The organism is Chryseobacterium sp. MYb328, from assembly GCF_037572595.1.
GTDB classification, from domain to species: Bacteria; Bacteroidota; Bacteroidia; order Flavobacteriales; family Weeksellaceae; genus Chryseobacterium; species Chryseobacterium pennae.
In genome coordinates this window covers 69812-89716 of sequence record NZ_JBBGZQ010000027.1, presented here as the reverse complement: position 1 = coordinate 89716, position 19905 = coordinate 69812, and the positions used below count along the sequence as shown (strand labels likewise).

The 19905-nt window shown below is 36.3% G+C and carries 19 protein-coding genes; 9 read left to right on the top strand and 10 right to left on the bottom strand.

Features of this window, described 5'->3' with window-relative positions; genetic code table 11:
• Nucleotides 1-18: 18 nt before the first annotated feature.
• Entirely contained in the window at nucleotides 19-1296 is a 1278-nt protein-coding gene (locus WH267_RS21675; protein WP_340010927.1) for a hypothetical protein, read from the bottom strand.
• Nucleotides 1297-1385: 89 nt separating this feature from the next.
• Entirely contained in the window at nucleotides 1386-2645 is a 1260-nt protein-coding gene (locus tag WH267_RS21670) for a hypothetical protein (RefSeq protein WP_340010925.1), read from the bottom strand.
• 94 nt (nucleotides 2646-2739) lie between these two features.
• On the opposite strand from WH267_RS21670, the gene WH267_RS21665 reads away from it, so the two are divergent.
• Genes WH267_RS21665 through WH267_RS21655 form a run of 3 tightly spaced genes read left to right on the top strand, consistent with a single transcriptional unit; the run spans nucleotide 2740 to nucleotide 4799 of the window.
• Nucleotides 2740-3603, top strand: coding sequence for a WG repeat-containing protein (locus WH267_RS21665; RefSeq protein WP_340010924.1), 864 nt, complete (start codon nucleotides 2740-2742; stop codon nucleotides 3601-3603).
• A gap of 9 nt (nucleotides 3604-3612) precedes the next feature.
• Nucleotides 3613-4041 (top strand): hypothetical protein, encoded by a 429-nt coding sequence (locus WH267_RS21660; RefSeq protein WP_340010922.1) that lies wholly within the window; start codon nucleotides 3613-3615, stop codon nucleotides 4039-4041.
• Between the two features lie 14 nt (nucleotides 4042-4055).
• The gene (locus WH267_RS21655; protein WP_340010921.1) at nucleotides 4056-4799 is read left to right on the top strand and encodes a hypothetical protein; all 744 of its coding nucleotides are present in this window, start codon (nucleotides 4056-4058) and stop codon (nucleotides 4797-4799) included.
• 12 nt (nucleotides 4800-4811) lie between these two features.
• On the opposite strand, the gene WH267_RS21650 is transcribed toward WH267_RS21655, so the two are convergent.
• Nucleotides 4812-5537: a hypothetical protein gene (locus WH267_RS21650; protein ID WP_123947336.1), complete on the bottom strand. Its 726-nt coding sequence runs from the start codon at nucleotides 5535-5537 to the stop codon at nucleotides 4812-4814.
• 545 nt (nucleotides 5538-6082) lie between these two features.
• Here WH267_RS21650 and WH267_RS21645 point away from each other — a divergent pair.
• A complete protein-coding gene (locus WH267_RS21645; protein ID WP_340010919.1) occupies nucleotides 6083-6628 on the top strand; it encodes a hypothetical protein in 546 nt (181 codons plus the stop codon).
• A gap of 225 nt (nucleotides 6629-6853) precedes the next feature.
• Here WH267_RS21645 and WH267_RS21640 read toward each other — a convergent pair whose 3' ends face one another.
• Both WH267_RS21640 and WH267_RS21635 read right to left on the bottom strand, forming a co-directional pair.
• Nucleotides 6854-8341, bottom strand: a complete 1488-nt coding sequence (locus WH267_RS21640) for a serine hydrolase (protein WP_340010917.1) — start codon at nucleotides 8339-8341, stop codon at nucleotides 6854-6856.
• Between the two features lie 87 nt (nucleotides 8342-8428).
• Entirely contained in the window at nucleotides 8429-9019 is a 591-nt protein-coding gene (locus tag WH267_RS21635; protein WP_340010915.1) for a helix-turn-helix domain-containing protein, read from the bottom strand.
• 183 nt (nucleotides 9020-9202) lie between these two features.
• On the opposite strand from WH267_RS21635, the gene WH267_RS21630 reads away from it, so the two are divergent.
• The 3 genes from WH267_RS21630 (at nucleotide 9203) to WH267_RS21620 (ending at nucleotide 11688) form a co-directional block, all read left to right on the top strand.
• Complete coding sequence (locus WH267_RS21630) at nucleotides 9203-9838, top strand: LysE family translocator (RefSeq protein WP_340010913.1); 636 nt, start codon at nucleotides 9203-9205, stop codon at nucleotides 9836-9838.
• Nucleotides 9839-9978: 140 nt separating this feature from the next.
• On the top strand, nucleotides 9979-10842 hold the full coding sequence (locus WH267_RS21625) for a helix-turn-helix domain-containing protein (RefSeq protein ID WP_340010911.1): 864 nt from the start codon (nucleotides 9979-9981) through the stop codon (nucleotides 10840-10842).
• Between the two features lie 123 nt (nucleotides 10843-10965).
• A complete protein-coding gene (locus tag WH267_RS21620) occupies nucleotides 10966-11688 on the top strand; it encodes a siderophore-interacting protein (protein WP_340010909.1) in 723 nt (240 codons plus the stop codon).
• A gap of 158 nt (nucleotides 11689-11846) precedes the next feature.
• Here the strand turns inward: WH267_RS21620 and WH267_RS21615 are convergent, their stop codons facing one another.
• The 4 genes from WH267_RS21615 to WH267_RS21600 all read right to left on the bottom strand — a co-directional run bounded on the left by WH267_RS21615 (nucleotide 11847) and on the right by WH267_RS21600 (nucleotide 16359).
• Nucleotides 11847-12425, bottom strand: coding sequence for an NAD(P)H-dependent oxidoreductase (locus WH267_RS21615; RefSeq protein ID WP_340010908.1), 579 nt, complete (start codon nucleotides 12423-12425; stop codon nucleotides 11847-11849).
• Nucleotides 12422-13447: a saccharopine dehydrogenase gene (locus tag WH267_RS21610; protein ID WP_340010906.1), complete on the bottom strand. Its 1026-nt coding sequence runs from the start codon at nucleotides 13445-13447 to the stop codon at nucleotides 12422-12424. The genes WH267_RS21615 and WH267_RS21610 overlap by 4 nt, the downstream gene beginning before the upstream one ends.
• A 54-nt stretch (nucleotides 13448-13501) precedes the next feature.
• Nucleotides 13502-14068 (bottom strand): Crp/Fnr family transcriptional regulator, encoded by a 567-nt coding sequence (locus WH267_RS21605; protein WP_123318372.1) that lies wholly within the window; start codon nucleotides 14066-14068, stop codon nucleotides 13502-13504.
• A 521-nt stretch (nucleotides 14069-14589) separates the two neighbouring features.
• The gene (locus WH267_RS21600; protein WP_340010904.1) at nucleotides 14590-16359 is read right to left on the bottom strand and encodes an aminopeptidase P family protein; all 1770 of its coding nucleotides are present in this window, start codon (nucleotides 16357-16359) and stop codon (nucleotides 14590-14592) included.
• Between the two features lie 432 nt (nucleotides 16360-16791).
• Between WH267_RS21600 and WH267_RS21595 the strand changes: the two genes are divergently transcribed.
• Together WH267_RS21595 and WH267_RS21590 are read left to right on the top strand one after the other, a co-directional pair.
• Nucleotides 16792-17229, top strand: coding sequence for a DUF6526 family protein (locus WH267_RS21595; RefSeq protein ID WP_340010903.1), 438 nt, complete (start codon nucleotides 16792-16794; stop codon nucleotides 17227-17229).
• Between the two features lie 198 nt (nucleotides 17230-17427).
• The gene (locus tag WH267_RS21590) at nucleotides 17428-18534 is read left to right on the top strand and encodes a DNA topoisomerase IB (RefSeq protein WP_340010901.1); all 1107 of its coding nucleotides are present in this window, start codon (nucleotides 17428-17430) and stop codon (nucleotides 18532-18534) included.
• Between the two features lie 474 nt (nucleotides 18535-19008).
• Here WH267_RS21590 and WH267_RS21585 read toward each other — a convergent pair whose 3' ends face one another.
• Nucleotides 19009-19896, bottom strand: a complete 888-nt coding sequence (locus WH267_RS21585) for a helix-turn-helix domain-containing protein (protein ID WP_123318368.1) — start codon at nucleotides 19894-19896, stop codon at nucleotides 19009-19011.
• Nucleotides 19897-19905 lie beyond the last annotated feature (9 nt).

Sequence of the window (19905 nt, the reverse complement as noted above, 5' to 3'; positions counted from 1 at the left end):
AAGTTTTAATAGGGAAAATTATTCCTGAACGTAGTTGGGAACCTCAATCACATCACCGGAGCTTTTGGGGATGAAATATCCGCCGGTTCTACGGAGAATCATGTATTTCCCGGGAGCCAGGCTAATGTAAATGAGCTGGGATTCTTTTTCATTGATCTCTGTTTTTCCGGTCGAAGAATACCGTGTTCTTTTTCCCATAAAATTGGAGGATGAGAGATACAGCTGCTCAGAAACAGGTTTATTTTTAAAATACAGATTCGTCCATGTTCTTTTGGAAAATCTCTGAAAGACCGCCTCCTTGGATAAGGCTTCCACATCAGAGACAGAAATAAATACAGCTTCATCATCCCTGTACTTTTCTATCGGTTTCCAGATTGCATCATCATAATTTCTTTCTAACTGGATAAAATCGGCTCCATTATCTTTAAAGAAATTGTATTCTACTTCCCTATACAGATCATCAGCAGGATGTTTTTCCAAAAACCTGAGGGCTCCACGATATTGAACAATATAACTCACCTGCTCCATATTCACTTCTGAAAAAGGAAAGCTTTTATATTCAATATAGGAAGGAGGCTCGGCTATAGCGCTTTTTTGAGTATAGTAATAGAAATATTTTCCGTTCTTCAGCTCTTTTTCCGGATAAAAATAAGAAGTACTGTCTATCTGCTGAATGAGATTTCCGTTCTCATCAAAATGTCTTGACTTAACTACCCTATCGTTACGATAGGAGTATTCTACGGCTGTTTTAAGATTTTTTTTCCAATAATAGACCTTTTTATATTCCCGGGTTCCTGCTTGGGGTGGTATACTGATAAATTCGTCAGAATCGGTTTTTGTATTGTATCTCTTATAATCGGAAACGGAATGTACATATCCTACCGTTCCGGACTCAATATAACCGTCTTTATAAATGGCTTCGCCCAAAATACTTCCGTCCGGCTTATATTCTATAGTTTTGCCTGATTTTAAACTGTCTCCGTATTCTACAGTTTTCCAGATTTTGCCGTCATCAAAGTAATAGGTCAGCTTTTTCTGTTTGGTTTTATTGATGTAAGAAGATCCGGAATGATCATATTGATCAGAACTATACCAAAAGACATCTCCTACCAGATTTTTTGTTTTTCCTCCAGCAAAGTATCCCTGCATTTGAAGCACATCTCCTTTCACATAATAGTCCCGGAGCAATTCTAAAGTCCCTGATTTCAAAAACGGAAGCGGGCGGTAATACATGGCATTTGATTTCTGGGTTTCCTTCCAGCCGGAATCAAAATACATGGTCTTTGTCTGGGTCAAAAACAGTGTTGGAATGTATAGAAAACAGAGAAGTAAATAATTTTTTTTGAGCATATGTGGTTATTGAGCATTTGTTGTTTTATAATTCATCATCGTCTTTTCTGAACACTCACGGATACGACTGTTCCCCGACTGTCATAAGTGGTCACTTTTCCTTCACAATTACTGTTCAGCGTTGAAACGGATTTGTTTACTATTTTCCCATCAGCAATAACAGTAAAGACCTGTTTTCCATCTATGATTTGAGATGTATTTTCTGAAATTGTTTTCCCTTCTTTTCCTTTGATGGTCAGCTTTGAATACATTCTTTTGGTATCAGAATCATATTGATAGGTATTGGTGATAGGATTTTCACCATCATAAATACAATCTTCCACCAGTATTCTCCCGAGGTTGTCGTAGGTATAATAGGTTTCTTTTGTAATCTTATCTTTTTTATTGAAGTTGTATTGTATCTCTACCTGCCCTTTGCCATTCAAATGAAATTCTTCCCTGGTTCCCCAGCTGGAATGAATGATAAATTGATCCGGCAGGTATTTGAAAGTAAGCTTCATTTCCCTTTTCCCATTCTCGGAATTCACTATCGAATCCAATAGTCCTACTTTATTAAGATAATGCTTCTGTATACTTTCAATGCCATCCCGTAAATACACATTCTCCAATACTCTCCCGTTCCTGTAAGTAATATTGTTGGTATAGCTTATTTTTTGCTGTTTTTCATCCAGATAAATGATGTTTATGAAGCGTCCGTTACAATTTCCGCTGTCTTCAAAAGAAGTCAGAGGATAATAGGTGGTATTGCTGTAATTAATAATCCGGTCTGCATATTTCTGATCCGGAGTAAAAGAAACAGCATCTATGGAGTTCCAGACATTTGAGACTTTTTTTTCGGCAGCCTGATTTTGTTTATCAGTTTCTGATCTCTTTTTCAGATCTTCGGATAAATATTTTTTCACCAAACGTTCATAATTTTTGGTATTGTATTCAATGATGGGTTCATTTTTTCCATCAAATAAAATCATCGCTGTACGCTTTGGAAAATACTGAACATTTACAAACCATGTGGTGGCTCCATTTGAAAATTTAAAGGCTTTAGCATTGGTTCTGCCCACCATTACCCGTTCTGTAGCACCTCCAAACTGTCTGTAGAGATGGTCTGCAACTGCTTTATGATTGCTGATATGTTCTTCTGATGCAATAATGCTTTCATTTTCTACAAAAAACAGTGCTTTGGAAGGATTGGAGATTCCGAAATCTGCTTTATCTTCCGGAACAGCCAGCCTGGTCACCTTGGGAGAGCAGGCGCATACCAACAGAAACAGCAGTATAAAAGGGAATATTTTCATCATTATTAATCTCATTTTTAAAAGTACAAAAAATAGGATGAACAGAATATCCCTGATAATGTGTAATTTTAAGAAGTGACAAAAAATCAGAACCCGGATGAAAAAAATAACTGCTTCCTTACTTTTATCTGCTTCCTTCCTTATGCTTAATGCTCAAAAGTATGATGAGCTGTATCCTATTTCTAAGTCCAATGGCTATATTGGTTATTATCTTTCAGACGGGACTAATGTTGTTCCACCTCAGTTTTGCTCAGCAACTTATAATACAGACGGCTATTATCTGGTTTCAAAAGCTGATCATGAATATGATGAATCCGGAAGAAGAAAGGAAGAACATGTTCCCGGTACAGAAAAGTATGGGATTCTCAACAGTAAGGGAGAATGGGTCATAGGTTTAGACAATACTTACAGCTCAATAGGTTTATCAAATGGATTTATAAAGGTCACTAAAAATGACCTCGACGGTATTGTTAATGATAAAAATGAAATCTTGGTTCCCATAGAATACGAAGATCTTGATCCTATGTACAGCACGCTTATTGAGGCAAAAAAGAATGGTAAAAAGGGAATCATAGATATTCAAAATAAGACTCTCGTTCCGTTTCTATATGATGAGATTCATGGGTTTCATTTTATGAATGATAAAAACCAGTATTATTCTATCGTCAGAATCGGAGACCAGTACGGAGTGATTGATAAAAACGGAAAATACATCATTAAACTAAGTGATATTGAACTGGTATCTTTAACTGATACTGCCATCATCATCCGGAAAAATGGTTTATTTGGCTTATCGGATTTCCAGATGAAAACCATTCTCCCTTTAGAATATAATGATGCCTATCTTTATGGTCAGGAATTATTTTTCCAGAAAAATGATGTAAATTATTATTTCAGCCCCACAGGGAAATTGCTTAGAAAGGAAAAAACGGAAACAGAGCCGGAAAAGAAAACTGATTAATTCAATCCAATGAAAATCAATATATTATTATTTATCGCCTTAACTTCAGGAATATCCATGTTTTCTGCACAGACTCTAACATCTTCTGAGGTATGGTATAAGCTTTTTTCTAAAAAGGTTAATACAGACAGTCTCTTAACCCAAAAGGGATTTAAGATGAAATATTCCGGCCCGAAAAAGCTCGGCGGTAATCTCTCCTGCTATTTTAATAAAAAGGCAGATGAATGGCTGTTCATTCATGATAATGAGCAATGGCAGACAACGGGTGTTTCTTATCTGCTGCCTACGCTAAAAAAATATCAGAGTAATCAGGTTGAAAAAAAGCTGTTATTACAGGGAGAAAGTGTTACTTCAATGGGAAAAACGTATCAGGAAAACAAATTATATTACCATCTTGTGTATGGTTTTGAAAAATATGCTCCTCCTGTAAAGGAATAAATAAGCAGAATATCATGTGGGTAAAATTAATAACAGCCATCATCTTCTTATCAGCAATCCTGTTGAACAGCTGTAATAAGAGCAATCGTGTTTCCGGAACTTATCTTGCCCAATCTGTTATGCTTCCTATATTCAATGGCTGCTGTACTTCTACTGAAGTGCTGCAGTTAAATAATGACCATACATTTAATATTTATCACCAGAATGACCAGGGAGATTATCTCACCAAGGAATTTACATCGGGAAACTATAATCTGAAACAGGATGTTATCTCTTTTAAGCCAGATTCTTTGAATAAGCATTATGATTATTCCAAAGTAAAGTATAAGATACCAGCCTCCAATGACCCGATAATTTTTTTGATCAAGCAAGATCATGAGCCCCAAAAGTTCTATAAAATTGATTTTAAAAAAGCAGATTCTCTATACATTGGTCGTTATAATCTTAACGACTGGGACCGGGAAAGTATAACCATAAAAAAGGATGGTACCGTTCACTACATCCGACATTCACAGGACAAAAACATGAATCCTGTTGAGATTTCCAAGTATAAAAAGCTCACACCGGAACAATTTCAACAATACATTGAAACCCTGTCACAGAGTAACCTTTTTCAGCCGGAAGAAACCTCCAAAACATATAGTATTACCTTCTCATTGGCCTTCAAAGAATATAATATAGGGATTCACGATCAAAATAATATTGACAAAAAGCTGTATGATTTTTTCTTTGAAACAGTAAAAACTTGGGTAAAGTAAACAAACCTAGATCTACGATACTATTGTAATTCCCCGTTGTCTGCATTCGGCTTCGAGTGTATTCAACATTGTATGGTCCGATATCGTAAAAAAATATAATTTCCCTCTTACCTTCATCCTTATGAAATAGCCTCCACGTGGCGCACTGGTCATTTTAAACTCAGTGACATCTGCCCATAAAAAAGCAAGTACCCTGCCCAATTTAAATACATGCAGCCCATACTGGCTAAGAATAAAAGGAGGTGACATTGTAAATCGGTCTACTCCGTTCATCGATTGGTTTATATCAAGCATTTTTTCAAAATCTTTCTGGCTCAGACTTAATATCACACTCTTATAGCCTTGTATCATCTTTCTTTTCACCAGTGAAATCATAAAGAAAAACAATACGCACATTCCTAGCATTCCGCCCATCATCAGATTGTTATCCCGAATGCGGATATCATAGCTTTCTTTATCTAATATTCCTTTATAATGCAGCGTATCAAACCAGGCATACACAACAGGACTGGAAAAAGCAATAACCATGAAGACCAGAAGAACGATACTTATCGTACGATGTCTTGAATCCATCTTGGTAAGATAATCCTCTCTTTTTTGAAGGGCAGACTGATCTAAAAACTGAGTTTGAAAATCCGTACCGGAAAATGTATTGATCTTCTGTGGCCTGACAAGTATTCCAATGAACACTACCGCAAAAACGATGAAAACTAATAAAAGAACTACAGTGATAGTCATATGGTTATTATTTCTTAACAAACGAACTTATGAAAAAAATCTGGGAATTGGAAGGCAGGAAGGCAGAAGAGGGAGGTGGGAAGTTACTATTCAACCGACATTGTCTTTTAGTTTACAATACAAAATGACCAACAAAAGTTTAAATTAGAAAGGAAGCCGGAAGAGGGAAGATGGAAGTTACTATTCAACCGGCCTTGTCTTTTAGTTTACAATACAAGCTGGCCAACAAAGTTTAAATTAGAAGAAAGGAAGCCGGAAGGCTGAAAGTTACTATTCAACCGGCCTTGTTTTTTTGTTTACAATATAACCAGGCAAGTGAGGTTAAGAAAACAGAACAGTTATTGCTTGCACTTCAATATCCTCCAGCCTCCCTCTTCCAGCTCCCAGCCACTACCTACTTCCTATTCATCAAAATATTGCCAGCAAATTAAAAAACAGAACCAGTCATTATTACACTTCAATAACTTCCAGCCTCCCTCTTCCAGCTCCCAGCCTCTACTCCCCCATTAAACATAAAGCCTTATCTTCGTAAAAAATTTGACAATATGAAAAAAATGATATTTCTGGCTTCGGCTGTTCTGGTATTGAATTCCTGTGTGGTAAGAACAGCTACTAAAGTGGTGTCCGGAGCTGTAAATATAGGCTACAAGGCAGTAAAAGGAACAGTTAACGGGATTAGCTGGGCGGTAAGCAAAGCAAAGGGCAAAATAGATGAAGACCGTTTAGATGGAACCTGGAAGGTAGTAGGTGTTTATAAAGGTTCTTTCGAAGATTTTACCAAAGACCTGAATCCTGAAAGCACATTTTCTTCGGAATGTACAGGAGGTTTTGATCAGATGATTTTTAAAGCTAAAAAATCTAAATTCAAGCCGGTACATTGTAATTCTGATGAGGAAGATTGGGTAAAATACTCGTTGGAATTCGGGAAAAATCCTATCACCAAGGAAAAAGAAAACTATATTGAATACAATTCTAATAATTATATATCCGTAATTGATGTCAACAGTAAAACGATGGTGCTAGAAGGTAATCTGATGCCTAAGCTGGCATTTTCCGGAGCAAAATTATATCTTTTGGAAAAGGTGAAATAATACTTATAAAGCCTGTCTTTTCTTTTGAAGACAGGCTTTTTTATATAGGGAATGCTTATTAGTTTTTTCTAAAATATTATGTTTTTAAAACGCAAAGCCTTATATTCAAGCTGTTATATTTCTAAGCGGATGGATAACTTTACGTTTAATTTTATCTCATGCAGATTTCGCTGATGAAGCGGATCTAAAAAATCTGCAGAATTTGTTTGATCTGCGAGAAAAAAATTATCTATTCTCTATATCAGCGATTTTCCTTCCTTCTTCACCCAGATAATGAAGAACCAGCTTTTCATAGATTTTAGTACCATTATCTGTATTGGTAAAGATGATAATTCCTTTCCCTGATTTTGGTAATACAAAAGTAATGCATCTTGTACCGGGATCAGATCCACTATGAGATAGAGCATAGTTACCATTTCCCAAATCATAAATTCCAAAACCTAATCCAAAGTATATACCGTCCCTTATCTTGATTTGTTTTTTGATCATTTCCTGGAAAACTTCCGGTTTCAAATTTTTTCCATTCATTACATTAACCATAAAATTTCCGTAATCCCCGATTGTTGTATGCAAATCATCAGCGGCATTGGCCGTTTTATTTTTTTCTGTCGGATAAGGTTTTCCTTCTTCATTATATCCGATTGCAAATCTGGATTCGTCAGTATTCTGATCCCAGATATAGTTAGTATCGTTCATTTGAAGTGGTTGAAAAATCAACTCTCTGGCAAGCTGATCCAATGTTTTTCCGAATTTCTTTTCCAAAGCGCGCCTTAGATATTCAAAGCCTTCTCCTGAATATTGATATTGGGTACCCGGATCAAACTGAAAGCTTAATTTTTTGTCAGCATTCATCCATCTCCAGTTCGGAAATCCGGTCTGATGGGAAAGAATGAGCCTTGTTGTGAGCTTTTTATGCCTTAGATCATTCGCAATATCCGAGTCTATCCAATACGCATCGAGAGACTCATCCAGCTTCCATTTTCCAAGACTTACCAGACGTAATGCCACCATTGCCGTAACAGGTTTGGTGAGAGAAGCTACATTGAAATACGTATTATACGGAGCTGGAATGCCTTTTTGAATATCACCAAAAACTTTGATCTGTTTTAATTCTCCATCTTCAATAATCCCTAATCCAAGTGTTGGAATTTTATTTTCCTTCAACCAGTTTTCTATTTCCTGATCGTTATTAAAAACCATTCCCTGATCGATTGTTTCTTTAGCATGATGATCGAAACTCAATGATCTTGACAATTTCCAGTCGCTGTTTTCCAGCTGCCAGAAATTTGTAAACTTAGCTTCCCCTACCAGTTTTTCAGCCTGGCTGCCTTCTCTTTCATAAAACAGATGTTCCCCGTTCTGAACAGCACCATAGACTTTTCCCTCTTTATACATAGGATAAATTTGTGTGCTTTTCTCAACTAAAACCCTTTTATAGCGATATACGCTGGAAGCTTTACAAAGTCCGTTTTTAAAATCAGTCATGAATTTCTTCTTATCTGAAAAGCCATCTTTATCATGATAAAATTCAAAATTTTCACTGAGCACAGCCTCTGCCTGTTTACTGTTACAGGTATTAAATCCTACCGAAAAAAGGAGACTGTCCTTTGATATAATCGTTCTGTAAAGAGGATCTGTTTTTTGCAGTTGCGCATGAATAGGATTAAAAAACAGAAAGAAAAAAAGAAGACTCAATAAAGCTGTCTTTGTCATGATTAATTTTTTGACAAAGATTATATTTTCATTTATTTTATCCCTAAAAAAGAACCCGACAAAAACCCGACAAAGTCCTGACAGGATTTATATCATATTGAAATTCAGCCGAAAATACATTTTCTTATTCTGGTCAATTTCCATAGCGTTGCGAAGGATTATAAAGATATTAGAGAGCACAATGACGATCATAAGAACCAGAGTAAACTGTCTTCCAAGCTTTAAAAAGATCCCCAACATAAATACAACAGGTGCCATCACCGTCCATATGATCTGAACAGATATGATCTGTCTCACCAGATTATTTCTCTGCTTCATGGTAAACATCAGAAGAAGTGGAACAAGAATATTCAGTGGGGGCAATAAGGTAAATAATAGTGAAGAAAGATTAATGATTTTGACAAGAGAATAATTGATCTCAGGCTGTAGTTCTTCCTTCACCTCGGGAGCAGTCTCAAGGGTTATCTCATCACTGGGTTTGGTTTCAGGAATTACAAAAGTTTCCTGTAATGAAGTTTCTTCAATTTCCAATGCCTGCGCTAATGCTCTTAAAGTATGTCCTTTCGGTTCTGTACCTGCTTCAATCCGCTGGATGGTTCTGACAGAGATTTTTGATTTTTCTGAAAGTTCTTCCTGAGTAAGGTTCTTCTGTTCTCTTGTAGCTTTTAATTTCGACATTTGTCTGGAAAGAATTCATTGATTGATTTGGCTAATTTACGCTTTTTTAGGATTTGAAAAGTTTGGAAGCTGGATGAATGATGCTGGGAGTGACTCTTAGCTATATTTTATCCCAGACTGATATAAAGTATGATGATTTTCTTGTCTCTTATTGCAAGAAACAAGACATTTGCATAAAAATTAATGATCCCACTTCAAGATCTTTCATTCTTTATTCTGGCAGCCCTTATCCTGGTGATCAGCCCGGGACCGAATATGATTTACCTGATTTCAAAATCGATAACACAGGGTAAAAAGTCCGGTTTTATTTCATTAATGGGCGTGGTATGTGGATTTATGTTTCACATCATCATGGTTTCTTTTGGCTTAACGGCTGTATTATTAGCTGTTCCGCTTGCCTACACAGTTCTTAAAACCATCGGAACGGTATATCTTCTGTATCTGGCGTATCAGGCCATTAAACCGAAGTCAAAAAACATTTTTGACATCGATCATAATGGTACTCATGACGGTCCTAAAAAGCTTTTTACCATTGGATTTTTAACAAATGTTCTCAATCCGAAAGTAGCTGTTTTCTATCTGTCATTTTTTCCACAGTTCATCAAGCCGGAATATGGTTCTATTTTAACCCAAAGTCTGGAACTTGGAGTAGTTCAGGTACTGGTAAGTTTTACTGTGAATTTTTTAATTGTTTTGACAGCTGCAAGAGTTGCTCTATTTTTCAATAATAATCCTGCATGGATTAAAGTTCAAAAGTGGTTTATGGCCAGTGTACTTACTTATCTGGCGGTGAAAATGGCATTTTCAAAAGCAAAATAATTGCTTCCTCAAATTAAAAAAACGTTCCTTGCTACCGATACACGTTTTTTTATTACACTAGTTGACAAAATAAAACTTAATGAAGCAAAGAATACAGCAATCATCCTGTATTTCGTAGATTTGTGAAACCAGTTTAAAAGATGAAGCAGGCAATTCCTACCTATGATCTAAATGATATTTCCCAACACGGTATTCTTGTTGAGAGAATGGAACAACGTGATCATAAGTCTGAAGATATGCTACTGGATAAAGGAATACACCGGGACAATAATTATATTTTTACCTGCATGGAAAGTGGTCATGTAAAAATGATGGTGGATTTTAAAACTGTTGAATCACAGGACCCAGCCATTTTCTGTGTATTACCGGGCCAGGTACATCAGGGACTAATGATGAAAGACGTTTCAGGATGGTTTGTAGCAGTGAAAGCAGAATTGATTCCGGAAACTGTGCGTTCTGTATTTGAAGAGCTATTGGTAGAAATTCAGCCTCTATCCGTCAGTAAAAGCTGGAGAGAAAAGATAAATACTTCTGCCAGACTTCTCAAGTTCTTTTTATCGGATGAAATACTTGGATCTAAAGAAGGATCTCTGGTTGTTCAGTCACAGCTTCATGCTTTAACAGGAATGTTTGCCTTTATTTACAAGCATGAAAACAGAGTGAAAACGGCTCATGAACCCCGTGCTCTACAGTTAACCAGAGCCTTCAGAACTTTGGTGAGAGCAGAATTCAAAACCATGAAAAGTCCATCAGCATATGCAGCGCTACTAAATATTTCCAGAGGATATTTAACAGAAGTTATTCGTGAAGTGACAGGAAAATCAGCTCAGCACTGGATCCATCAGGAAATTCTGATAGAATCAAAAAGATTACTGGTCTTTACCCATCTTACCATAAAGGAGATTGCTTATGAAATTGGCTATAATGACCATACTTATTTCAGCCGTTTATTTTCTAAGCTGGAAGGCCAGCCTCCTTCAGAGTTCCGTGATAAGAACAGATAATATTTAATTTTAGTTCTTTCGATCCAAATAACATCATAAAAAACAACGAATAGTCCAATCATTTCCTTGAAACGGCTATCGGATGATCTTAATTTTGATGCTTCCTTTGCAATAAAAAATAGTATGCCCAGCTTGCCAAAATGGATCAATGATACTGTAGAAAGTGTATTGTCCTCAAAGTTTAAAGAATGTACAGTTACAGATATAGAATCTGTAACGGCTGATCTCTGCCGTATACGCTTCTCTGCGGATTTACAGGATGTTGAGTTTGAGCCGGCTTATGCCATAGGAATCAGGATCAATGACAGGGATTACCGTAATTATTCACCTTTCAACTTCAATAAAGATTCCGGAACTTTTGATGTCTTATTCCACATGCATGATCCGGTGGCAGCAGGAAGTCATTTTATCAGCAGCCTTACCATTGGGGATTCTTTAAAAATATTAATGCCGAGAGGAAAACGTTTTTTTGATCCGGATGCAGCGATCCATTTTTCCATAGGTGATGAAACATCACTGGGAAGTTCCCTCTCCATCAAAGAAGCTGTAGAAGGACCTGCCCAGCAATTTATATGCCTTCATGAACTCAACGATTCATCTGCATTGGAAGCCCTCAACTTATATGGCTACCACATTCCTAAAAATAATACTATAGATATTATCGAAGCGTTAACCGACTTTCTGAAGGAAGAAAAGCAGGCTATTGACAATAATAATGTAGTTTTTTATCTTACCGGAAACGGCACTACCATGTCCCTGATCAAAAGATTTCTTAAAGCTAAAGGAATTTCCTCCCAATGTATCAGATCACAGGCATATTGGTTAGAAGGAAAAAAGGGACTGTAAAAATAAAAATCAAGGAAACCGGAAGATTCTGTTATTCAAAATTGTTAGATACAATAAGATTAAAAATGCTATCCGGGAAATATTCTTTTTTCCGGTTTCCTGTCAAAACTTTCATATATAAATTTGTAAAAGCTGATTCCTATAGTAAAGTGGAAGTTTTACCGTTGTTTTCTTCCTAATTCTGCTACTTTATCCAACCATTTTCTGCGCTGTTCTTCATTGGAAGTCCGGATTATCCCCAGATAGGTTACCTTTACAGGCTTTATTCCGCAAAACTCCAACGTTGACTTTTTAAGCTGATTAACACTTGGTCTTCCATACATAAAACGGTAATACCAACCCGGCTGATCGATTGTTGTGATAATATGGGCTGTTTTTCCGGCTAAAAGCTTGTCCCACCATAAAGAGTTTTCTCTGTATTTATAGGCAAATCCCGGAAGAAACAATCGGTCTATAAAACCTTTCATAAGGGCTGGCAAACCTCCCCACCAGACAGGGTGTACCCAAACCAGATGATCTGCCCACTGTATAATCTCCCATGCATTTAATAAGTCCGGCTCCAGTTCCATTCTTTTTTGATACCCAAACTGCAGATTGGGATTAAATTTTAATTCTGCAATGGTAATTTCTTTTATTTCAGCTCCGGCCTCTATGGCTCCGTTTTTATATGCTTCTGCAACTCCGAAATTGAAAGATTCTTTATTGGGATGACCGTTAATAATGGCTATTTTTTTCATTGTGTTATATTAGTATTAATCGTTTCATAAGCGTTAAGCTGAGCCAGCAATGATAAAGGCTCATGCAATTGATGTCCGAAATACAAATTGTTTTCATGCGGATTTCTGAACAGTTCTTCTGTATGCAGAACTGCTGACAAGGCCGTTAATTCAGCCTGTCCTTTGGTACTCTGCAGACTTAGTTTTTTATCACCGTTTTTATCTTTTACAACAATTTCGAACACTGCCTGATCACCATTTCCGCTTGATCCGAAAATCATTTTTCTTTCTTTTAATGATAAAATATCAAAGATTCTGAGATATTGAAAACTCCCCAGCAGCCAGGTAATAAACTTAGAATTATAAGTCATTTTTACACTTACATTCGGAATTCTTTCAACCCTGTTCAGAATATACAAATCGGGAACATCAAAATTATAGGCACTTCTCTTTCCTATTCCAAAAGAAAAATCAAAGCGTTCAGTATTTAAAAAGTGTCTGATAGAAACGGGCTGATCATTCTTATAATCATGAAAGGGTACTGCAACATTTTCTGCCATAAAATGAGCTGAGCTCTCCCCTGCCAAATCCTTAACAGAATAGTAAACAAAGAGCTTTACTCCCTGAATATCATTAGTATCTTTTGACAGAATACTAACCAATCCGGGTACTATTCCCCCCATCCAGCCTGAACCGAAAACAATCCGGCTGTTAATGTCTTCCTTTCCGGCAATATCATAAGCTTTTACCAGAGCTGGTGTAGGTTTCGTGATATCCAGATAATCAATATGATGAGCGATAGCATATTTGAGAACGTTATCAGATTTATCGTTCACGGAAAGAATAATAAGGTTTATTTTTTTATCAGCGATACCTTTAAAAGAAGCGGGATCGGTAACATCAATTTTCAGATGTCTTTCTGTATTTCCGTCTTTACGTCCGCCAATAAAAATATTAATATGCGGATTTCTCGCCTGTAAAATGCGGGCAATTGTTTTACCCACCAGTCCGTTTCCTCCAATAATCAGAATATTATACTCCATCTATTTTTTTTGACAAAATTAGAGAGCTTGGAAACGAATAAACAGGACAAATGTCTAAAAAGAAATCTCTTTCCTGATGCGGCTTAAATGCCGTTGTGTAATGCCGAGGTAAGAAGCAAGATACTGTAAAGGAATTTTCTGAATATAATCCGGATAGTTTTTAAGAAGTGCCACATACCGTTGGCTGGCACTGTCTCTCTGAAGCTGGAAAAATCTTTTTTCAAGCTCAAGATACTCCTGTTCAGCAATGGTTTTTAAAAACCTGGTCCAATTGAGATCATCCTGTATCAGGGCATCCATCTTTTCCTTTTTTAATACCAGCAGCTCTGCATCAGTAATTGCCTGCATACTTTCTTTACTGAGGCAATCCGAAATTAATGAAGAATATGCAGCCATCATCGTATTGGGAAACCTGAAACAATAGGTCATATCTTTTCCATCATCAGAAAGATAAAAGGACCGGAAAATCCCCGATTGTATAAATGCCACTTCCCTGCATTTTTCACCTTCCTGAATAAAATACTCATTCTTACTGACTTTTCTGACTTCAAAAAGCTTTAAAAACTCTTCAATCTCATTTTCTGAAAACAGATTAAAACTCCGAAAAAAATCATGTACCATTGACCTAGGTTTTCTTAATACGGCGAAAATAACTAAAACTTATTAGAAAATTAAATCCGGAGGAAGGAAGTTAGAGGGAAATAGCTGGAAGATGGAGGTTGGGAGCTGGAAGTTACTGTTAGAGATACAATTACTCTTAGCCACTATAAATTAGTTGAAATGAAAAAAGGATATCTTATTCTTTTGACTTTCGTAATCTCCAGCTTCAAAACTATAAAACTGCATTTTTTATCCCCAGCTCATTAAAAAAAGAAAATCATCCCAGGTTGGGATGATCTACCGTTTTGAATAACTAAGTTATTATATGAAGATATGAATGATGTTTTGTTGATACAAAGATAAACAGAGCTGTATTTCCCGTCATCAGGAGAATCCCTACAATTTTATCCGTAAAAATACGGTTGTGTAAATAAAAAAGCCCTGCAAGCAACAACTTACAGGACTTTTACTGATCTAACAATTATTTTGTTTAGTATAAAGTTCAATGTTTAAGGTTATCCCAATATTGACTTTAGTTTTTATTACAATGGGTTTACGAGTTGTAAGAACCATTCTTTCACTTCTCCTTCCAAATAAGGAGCCAGTTTCTCTTCACATGTTTTGTGGTAACTGTTCAGCCATGCGATTTCGCTTTCTGAAAGAATTTCTTTTATCACTGTATCTTTAAAGAACGGACAGAACGTCAATGTTTCAAATTCATAGAATGTTCCGTGAATCGTTTTCTCTGCTTCTTTTACAGCGATAAGGTTTTCATGACGGATTCCATAGTGACCTTCAAGATAATATCCAGGTTCGTTGGAACAAACCATTCCAGGAAGAAGATCCTGAGGGTTTAAATCTTTTCTGATATTTTGAGGCCCTTCATGAACGTTCATGAAACTTCCCACTCCATGTCCTGTTCCATGGTTGAAGTCTTTACCTTCCATCCATAACGGAAGTCTTGCAATGGCATCAAGATGTACTCCTTTTGTTCCTTTAGGGAATTTTACCATAGATAAACGGATCAATCCCTGTAATACCAGTGTTGAATTTCTTTTGAACTCTTCAGAAGGTATTCCCAGCGCAAAAGTTCTTGTAATATCTGTAGTTCCTTCAAGATACTGACCTCCTGAATCTACCAGGATTGTATCTTCATTGGTTACTTCTTTACTTCCTTCTTTCTTGGCAGAATAGTGCATAATTGCTCCATTGTCTTTATATCCGACAATAGATCCGAAACTTTCTCCCACAAAGTTTTCACCAGCAGCACGGAATCCTCTCAGTTTTTCACCGATAGAATACTCGTTCATCGCTTCTTTTCCTGCATTGTGAGTCAGCCAGTAAAGGAATTTTACCATCGCAACACCGTCTCTTACCATTACTTTTCTGAAACCTTCCAACTCAGTTTCATTTTTCTGAGCTTTCATCAGATTTCCTGGTACCGGAGCTTTGATAAATTGGTTATCTGCCTTCAATGTTTCAAAAATCTGCTGATTGCTGTTTGGAGAAACCAAAACTTTTTCATTTTTGAAAGCTTTCAGATAGTTATAAAATTCTTCGTAAGGCATCATTTTTACAAAAGAATCATCCATTTGTTTTCTTGCTTCTACTTCAAGTTTTTCAAGACCAGTGAATAGAACAGCATCATTTTTAGTGATCACAATATATCCTAAAAATACAGGATTACTCTGTACGTCACTTCCTCTCAGGTTGGAGGTCCATGCCACATCATCAAGACTTGAAATAATATGAACAGTAGCTTCCTGATCTTCCATTTTCTGACGAATGGCAGACAGTTTATCTGCTACAGATTTACCAGCTCTTTCTACAGGGTGTACAAAGATTGGATTTACAGATGGTGTTCCTCTTTCTTTCCAAACCTCCTTTAAAAGAGGAATATCAGCAAGGGTAATATTTTTTGAATTAAATTTTTGAGAAAGCAGTTCCCAATTGGCATTGGAAGCAGCTAAGGCATTTACAGCGACTTTACCTCCGGCTGGAATTTCAGAAATAATCCAATCTATATAATTAGGAGTTCCTTCTATTCCGTCTTTGAAAAGGTCGATTCCTGAACCGTCCAGTTCAATGGCAGCCTGTGTAAAGTATCTTCCGTCTGTCCAAAGCCCAGCCTTGTCCTTCGTAACTACTACAAAACCGGCTGAACCTAAAAATCCTGACAGCCAAGCTCTTTCCTGCCATTCTTCAGGAAGGTACTCACTCATGTGAGGATCTGCAGAATATACTATAAATGCATCAACATTATTTTTCTGCATTTCTTCTCGAAGTGCAGCAACTTTTTCCTTTGAAGTCATTCTTTTCATTTTTAAACACCGAAAGTTACGAAAAATTTGAAGTCGAAAAGCCAAATAAAGTCCCTATTTTCCTAATGATATATTATTTTTTCATGAATTTTTATTGGGAATACAGATAACCTTGTTTTTTATGGCCACTAATGCACGAATGATTCTTTATTCGTGTATTAGTGGCAAATAAAATATAGTTTTTAAAGTTTGATTAATCTTATATATCTGTATTCTTCAATCTAATCTGTGATTAAACCCTTATCTTCAAATACTCTAGTCTATGTGGTTTAAATAAAAACTTATTTTTTACCACGTAGATACATAGACGATAAAGTAAAATTCAACTTATATTTTTATGAAAAATATAGAATTCATACCATAAAATACGTTTTTTATATTAAAATAATAAATTTTTGGAAAGATTATTGCTACATTACACCTATGAAACAGCAGAACTATAATAACCACAGAAAATTCTATCCACCTCATCACTTTATTTATCTTCCTTTATTAATTATACTGGAGATTTTAGGAATCTATAAAATTTGGGGTGATCCCGGTAATCAGTTGATCTGGATTCTATTTTCAATCGTGATTTTTCTGCTTTTTTATCTGGCGTTTATGACCAGACAGCATTATGCTTTAGGACTTCAGAACCGTATGGTGATCCTTGAATTTAAGCAGCGGTATTTTGAGATTTTTAATAAAAGGTCTGATGAAACAACTGATAAGTTAAGATTTGACCAGATTGCAGCCCTGAGGTTTACGTATGATGATGAGTTTAAAGAGCTTTTATATAAAGCTTTGCATGAAAACATTTCCGGAGATGAGATCAAAAGATCAATCAAAAACTGGAAAGCTGACCGGCTCAGAATTTAATAAACACCAAAAATATTACCTATGAAAAAGTGGAGCTTTTACAGTATAATGATATTAAGTTTGTTAACACTAACAAGTTGTGAAGCAGTAGGAACAATTTTTAAGGCCGGAATGTGGTGGGGAATTTTCTTAGTCTGTATAATTGTAGTGATTCTTTTACTGATTTTTTCGAAGGGTAAAAACTCTTAACCATTTTCCATGGAGAAGAATACAGATTTAGAGATTATTTCTCACCTTAAGCCATCAAAGATTGTTAAAATCATGAAGGATCCGGAAGCTTCTGCAAAGGCGGTACATCTTATTTATACCACCGATGCAGAAACCGCCGGAATCACACGTAAGAAAACTGGAAAGAAATATTCTTATTATAAGGATGGAGAAAAGATCCGCAATAAGGATGAAATAACCAGAATCAATAAGCTTGTCATCCCTCCGGCATGGGAAAATGTATGGATCTGTGCTTTAGAAAATGGTCATCTTCAGGCGACCGGTTTTGATATAAAAAAGAGAAAGCAATATCGCTATCACTCTTTATGGAGTGCTTTAAGAAACCATACAAAATTCTACAGAATGCTTCAGTTCGGGTATGCTTTACCCAATATCAGACTTCATATAGAGCAGGATCTTGCTTTGAGGAATTTTGAAAAACGGAAAATACTCGCCCTTATTGTCAGTCTTATGCAGAGAACCAATATCCGTATTGGCAATACAATCTATGAAAAACTGTATGGTTCGTTCGGGTTAACCACCTTGAAGGGGAAACATGTTGAAATCAGGGGACAAAAAATAACTTTTTCATTTAAAGGGAAAAAAGGCATTATGCATCATGTTGATCTCAGAAGTAAGAGGTTGGCAAAACTGGTACAAAAATGCAAGGAGATTCCCGGCAGGGAGCTTTTCCAGTATCTGGATGATGAAGGAACCCGGCATTCTATTGACTCCGGGATGGTGAATGATTATATAAAAGAAATAAGCGGAGAAGATTTTACAGCCAAGGATTTCAGAACATGGTCCGGAACAGTTAATGCCCTGATTGCTTTTAAAGAGATCGGATATGCTGAAAATGATACTCAATACAAAAAGAATGTAAAAGAAGCCCTGGACATTGTTGCCCAACACCTCGGAAATACAACTACAGTCTGCAGAAAATATTACGTTCACCCTTTAGTAATCAATCTTTACGAAAACAATACCATCAAAAAATATCTTGACGAACTGGAAATCATCGAAGAAAATGATGGAAAGGCCGATCTGACAAAAGAGGAAAAGCTGGTGATTAAGATTTTGGAGAATGAGAAGTTGTAGGATTTTTGGACTGGAAGATGGAGGCTGGGAGGTGGAAGTTATTGATGGCTGAAAAATCAATTGTTGACTTTTTATCTGAATTTAATTAAAATATCTTTCATAACAACATCATCCCACAGCACTTCCAGCATCCCTCTTCCAGCTTCCAGCCTATCCTGTAACTCTATTACTCAAAAGCTGAATTAATTTTAATTAAAAACAACATCCATTATAATATCGTCTGACAGCACTTCCAGCATCCCTCTTCCAGCTTCCAGCCTATCCTGTAACTCTATTACTCAAAAACTGAATTAATTTTAATTAAAAACGACATCCATTATAATATCGTCTGACAGCACTTCCAGCATCCCTCTTCCGGCTTCCAGCCTATCCTGTAACTCTATTACTCAAAGACTGAATTAATTTTAATTAAAAACGACATCCATTATAATATCGTCTGACAGCACTTCCAGCATCCTTCTTCCAGCTTCCAGCCTATCCTGTAACTCTATTACTCAAAAACTGAGTCCTGTAATCCTTCGGCGTAATTCCTGCAATTTTTTTGAAAAGTTGGGTAAAATGAGATGCGGTGTGGAAATTTAACTCATAAGCAATTTCTGCAATATCTTTACTGGAATGCAGTAATGCTTTACTGTAATTGATATCAATCTCGTTGATCCATTGTTTCGGTGACTTTTGGGTCACACTTTTAACACATTTATTCAGATAACTTTCTGTTACAGACAATTTATCAGCATAAAATGCTACTCTTTTTTCACCCACATGATACTTGAATAAAAGATCCCTGAACTGGAGTGATAACTCCATCGGCCTTGTGGCAGATTTATGATGGGTATCTGAATCTGTGCTCAGCATTTTGATCAGAATCAGATGAAGCATAGTGACTACAACATCGTTAATATTCAGATTACTCAGCCATAGTTCCTGTTCCATGATCGGCAGAAGCTGGGTAATCGTTCCATAGGTCAGGCTATCCAGATTCAGGAAAGGAGTCATGAAGAAAATACTGCTTTTATGCTTGGGTAGTTCCTGCTCGGAGAGGATATTATTTTCGTAGGCAAGAAAGAAACCTTCAATATCATCAGAAAGTTCTACGGTAGCGGTAATGGTTCCCTGTTTAATAAAGATCACTCCGCCTTTTTCAGCGTGATATTCTTTATTTTCAAGATACTGTTTGATATGTCCGTTCGTAACGAAAATAATAAAGTTAAACGTGGTACGGTACGGAATGACAGGCATCAAGATCCCCTTAAGGTAATTTTCTATCCGGTAAAGCTGTATATCTGCGTTATTAGCTAATATTTTCTCCGTGATATTAGGTAGAAAAAGCTTTTTATATTGAAAATTGGATAAAACTTCCATTCTGATATT

Coding starts and splice junctions, on each gene's coding strand:
- WH267_RS21645 (WP_340010919.1), top strand. CDS start 6,083: ATGAAAAAAATGATATTTCTGGCTTCGGCTGTTCTGGTATTGAATTCC.
- WH267_RS21610 (WP_340010906.1), bottom strand. CDS start 13,447: ATGGAGTATAATATTCTGATTATTGGAGGAAACGGACTGGTGGGTAAA.
- WH267_RS21650 (WP_123947336.1), bottom strand. CDS start 5,537: ATGACTATCACTGTAGTTCTTTTATTAGTTTTCATCGTTTTTGCGGTA.
- WH267_RS21655 (WP_340010921.1), top strand. CDS start 4,056: ATGTGGGTAAAATTAATAACAGCCATCATCTTCTTATCAGCAATCCTG.
- WH267_RS21605 (WP_123318372.1), bottom strand. CDS start 14,068: ATGGTACATGATTTTTTTCGGAGTTTTAATCTGTTTTCAGAAAATGAG.
- WH267_RS21665 (WP_340010924.1), top strand. CDS start 2,740: ATGAAAAAAATAACTGCTTCCTTACTTTTATCTGCTTCCTTCCTTATG.
- WH267_RS21600 (WP_340010904.1), bottom strand. CDS start 16,359: ATGACTTCAAAGGAAAAAGTTGCTGCACTTCGAGAAGAAATGCAGAAA.
- WH267_RS21670 (WP_340010925.1), bottom strand. CDS start 2,645: ATGATGAAAATATTCCCTTTTATACTGCTGTTTCTGTTGGTATGCGCC.
- WH267_RS21590 (WP_340010901.1), top strand. CDS start 17,428: ATGGAGAAGAATACAGATTTAGAGATTATTTCTCACCTTAAGCCATCA.
- WH267_RS21625 (WP_340010911.1), top strand. CDS start 9,979: ATGAAGCAGGCAATTCCTACCTATGATCTAAATGATATTTCCCAACAC.
- WH267_RS21585 (WP_123318368.1), bottom strand. CDS start 19,896: ATGGAAGTTTTATCCAATTTTCAATATAAAAAGCTTTTTCTACCTAAT.
- WH267_RS21660 (WP_340010922.1), top strand. CDS start 3,613: ATGAAAATCAATATATTATTATTTATCGCCTTAACTTCAGGAATATCC.
- WH267_RS21615 (WP_340010908.1), bottom strand. CDS start 12,425: ATGAAAAAAATAGCCATTATTAACGGTCATCCCAATAAAGAATCTTTC.
- WH267_RS21630 (WP_340010913.1), top strand. CDS start 9,203: ATGATCCCACTTCAAGATCTTTCATTCTTTATTCTGGCAGCCCTTATC.
- WH267_RS21620 (WP_340010909.1), top strand. CDS start 10,966: ATGCCCAGCTTGCCAAAATGGATCAATGATACTGTAGAAAGTGTATTG.
- WH267_RS21640 (WP_340010917.1), bottom strand. CDS start 8,341: ATGACAAAGACAGCTTTATTGAGTCTTCTTTTTTTCTTTCTGTTTTTT.
- WH267_RS21595 (WP_340010903.1), top strand. CDS start 16,792: ATGAAACAGCAGAACTATAATAACCACAGAAAATTCTATCCACCTCAT.
- WH267_RS21635 (WP_340010915.1), bottom strand. CDS start 9,019: ATGTCGAAATTAAAAGCTACAAGAGAACAGAAGAACCTTACTCAGGAA.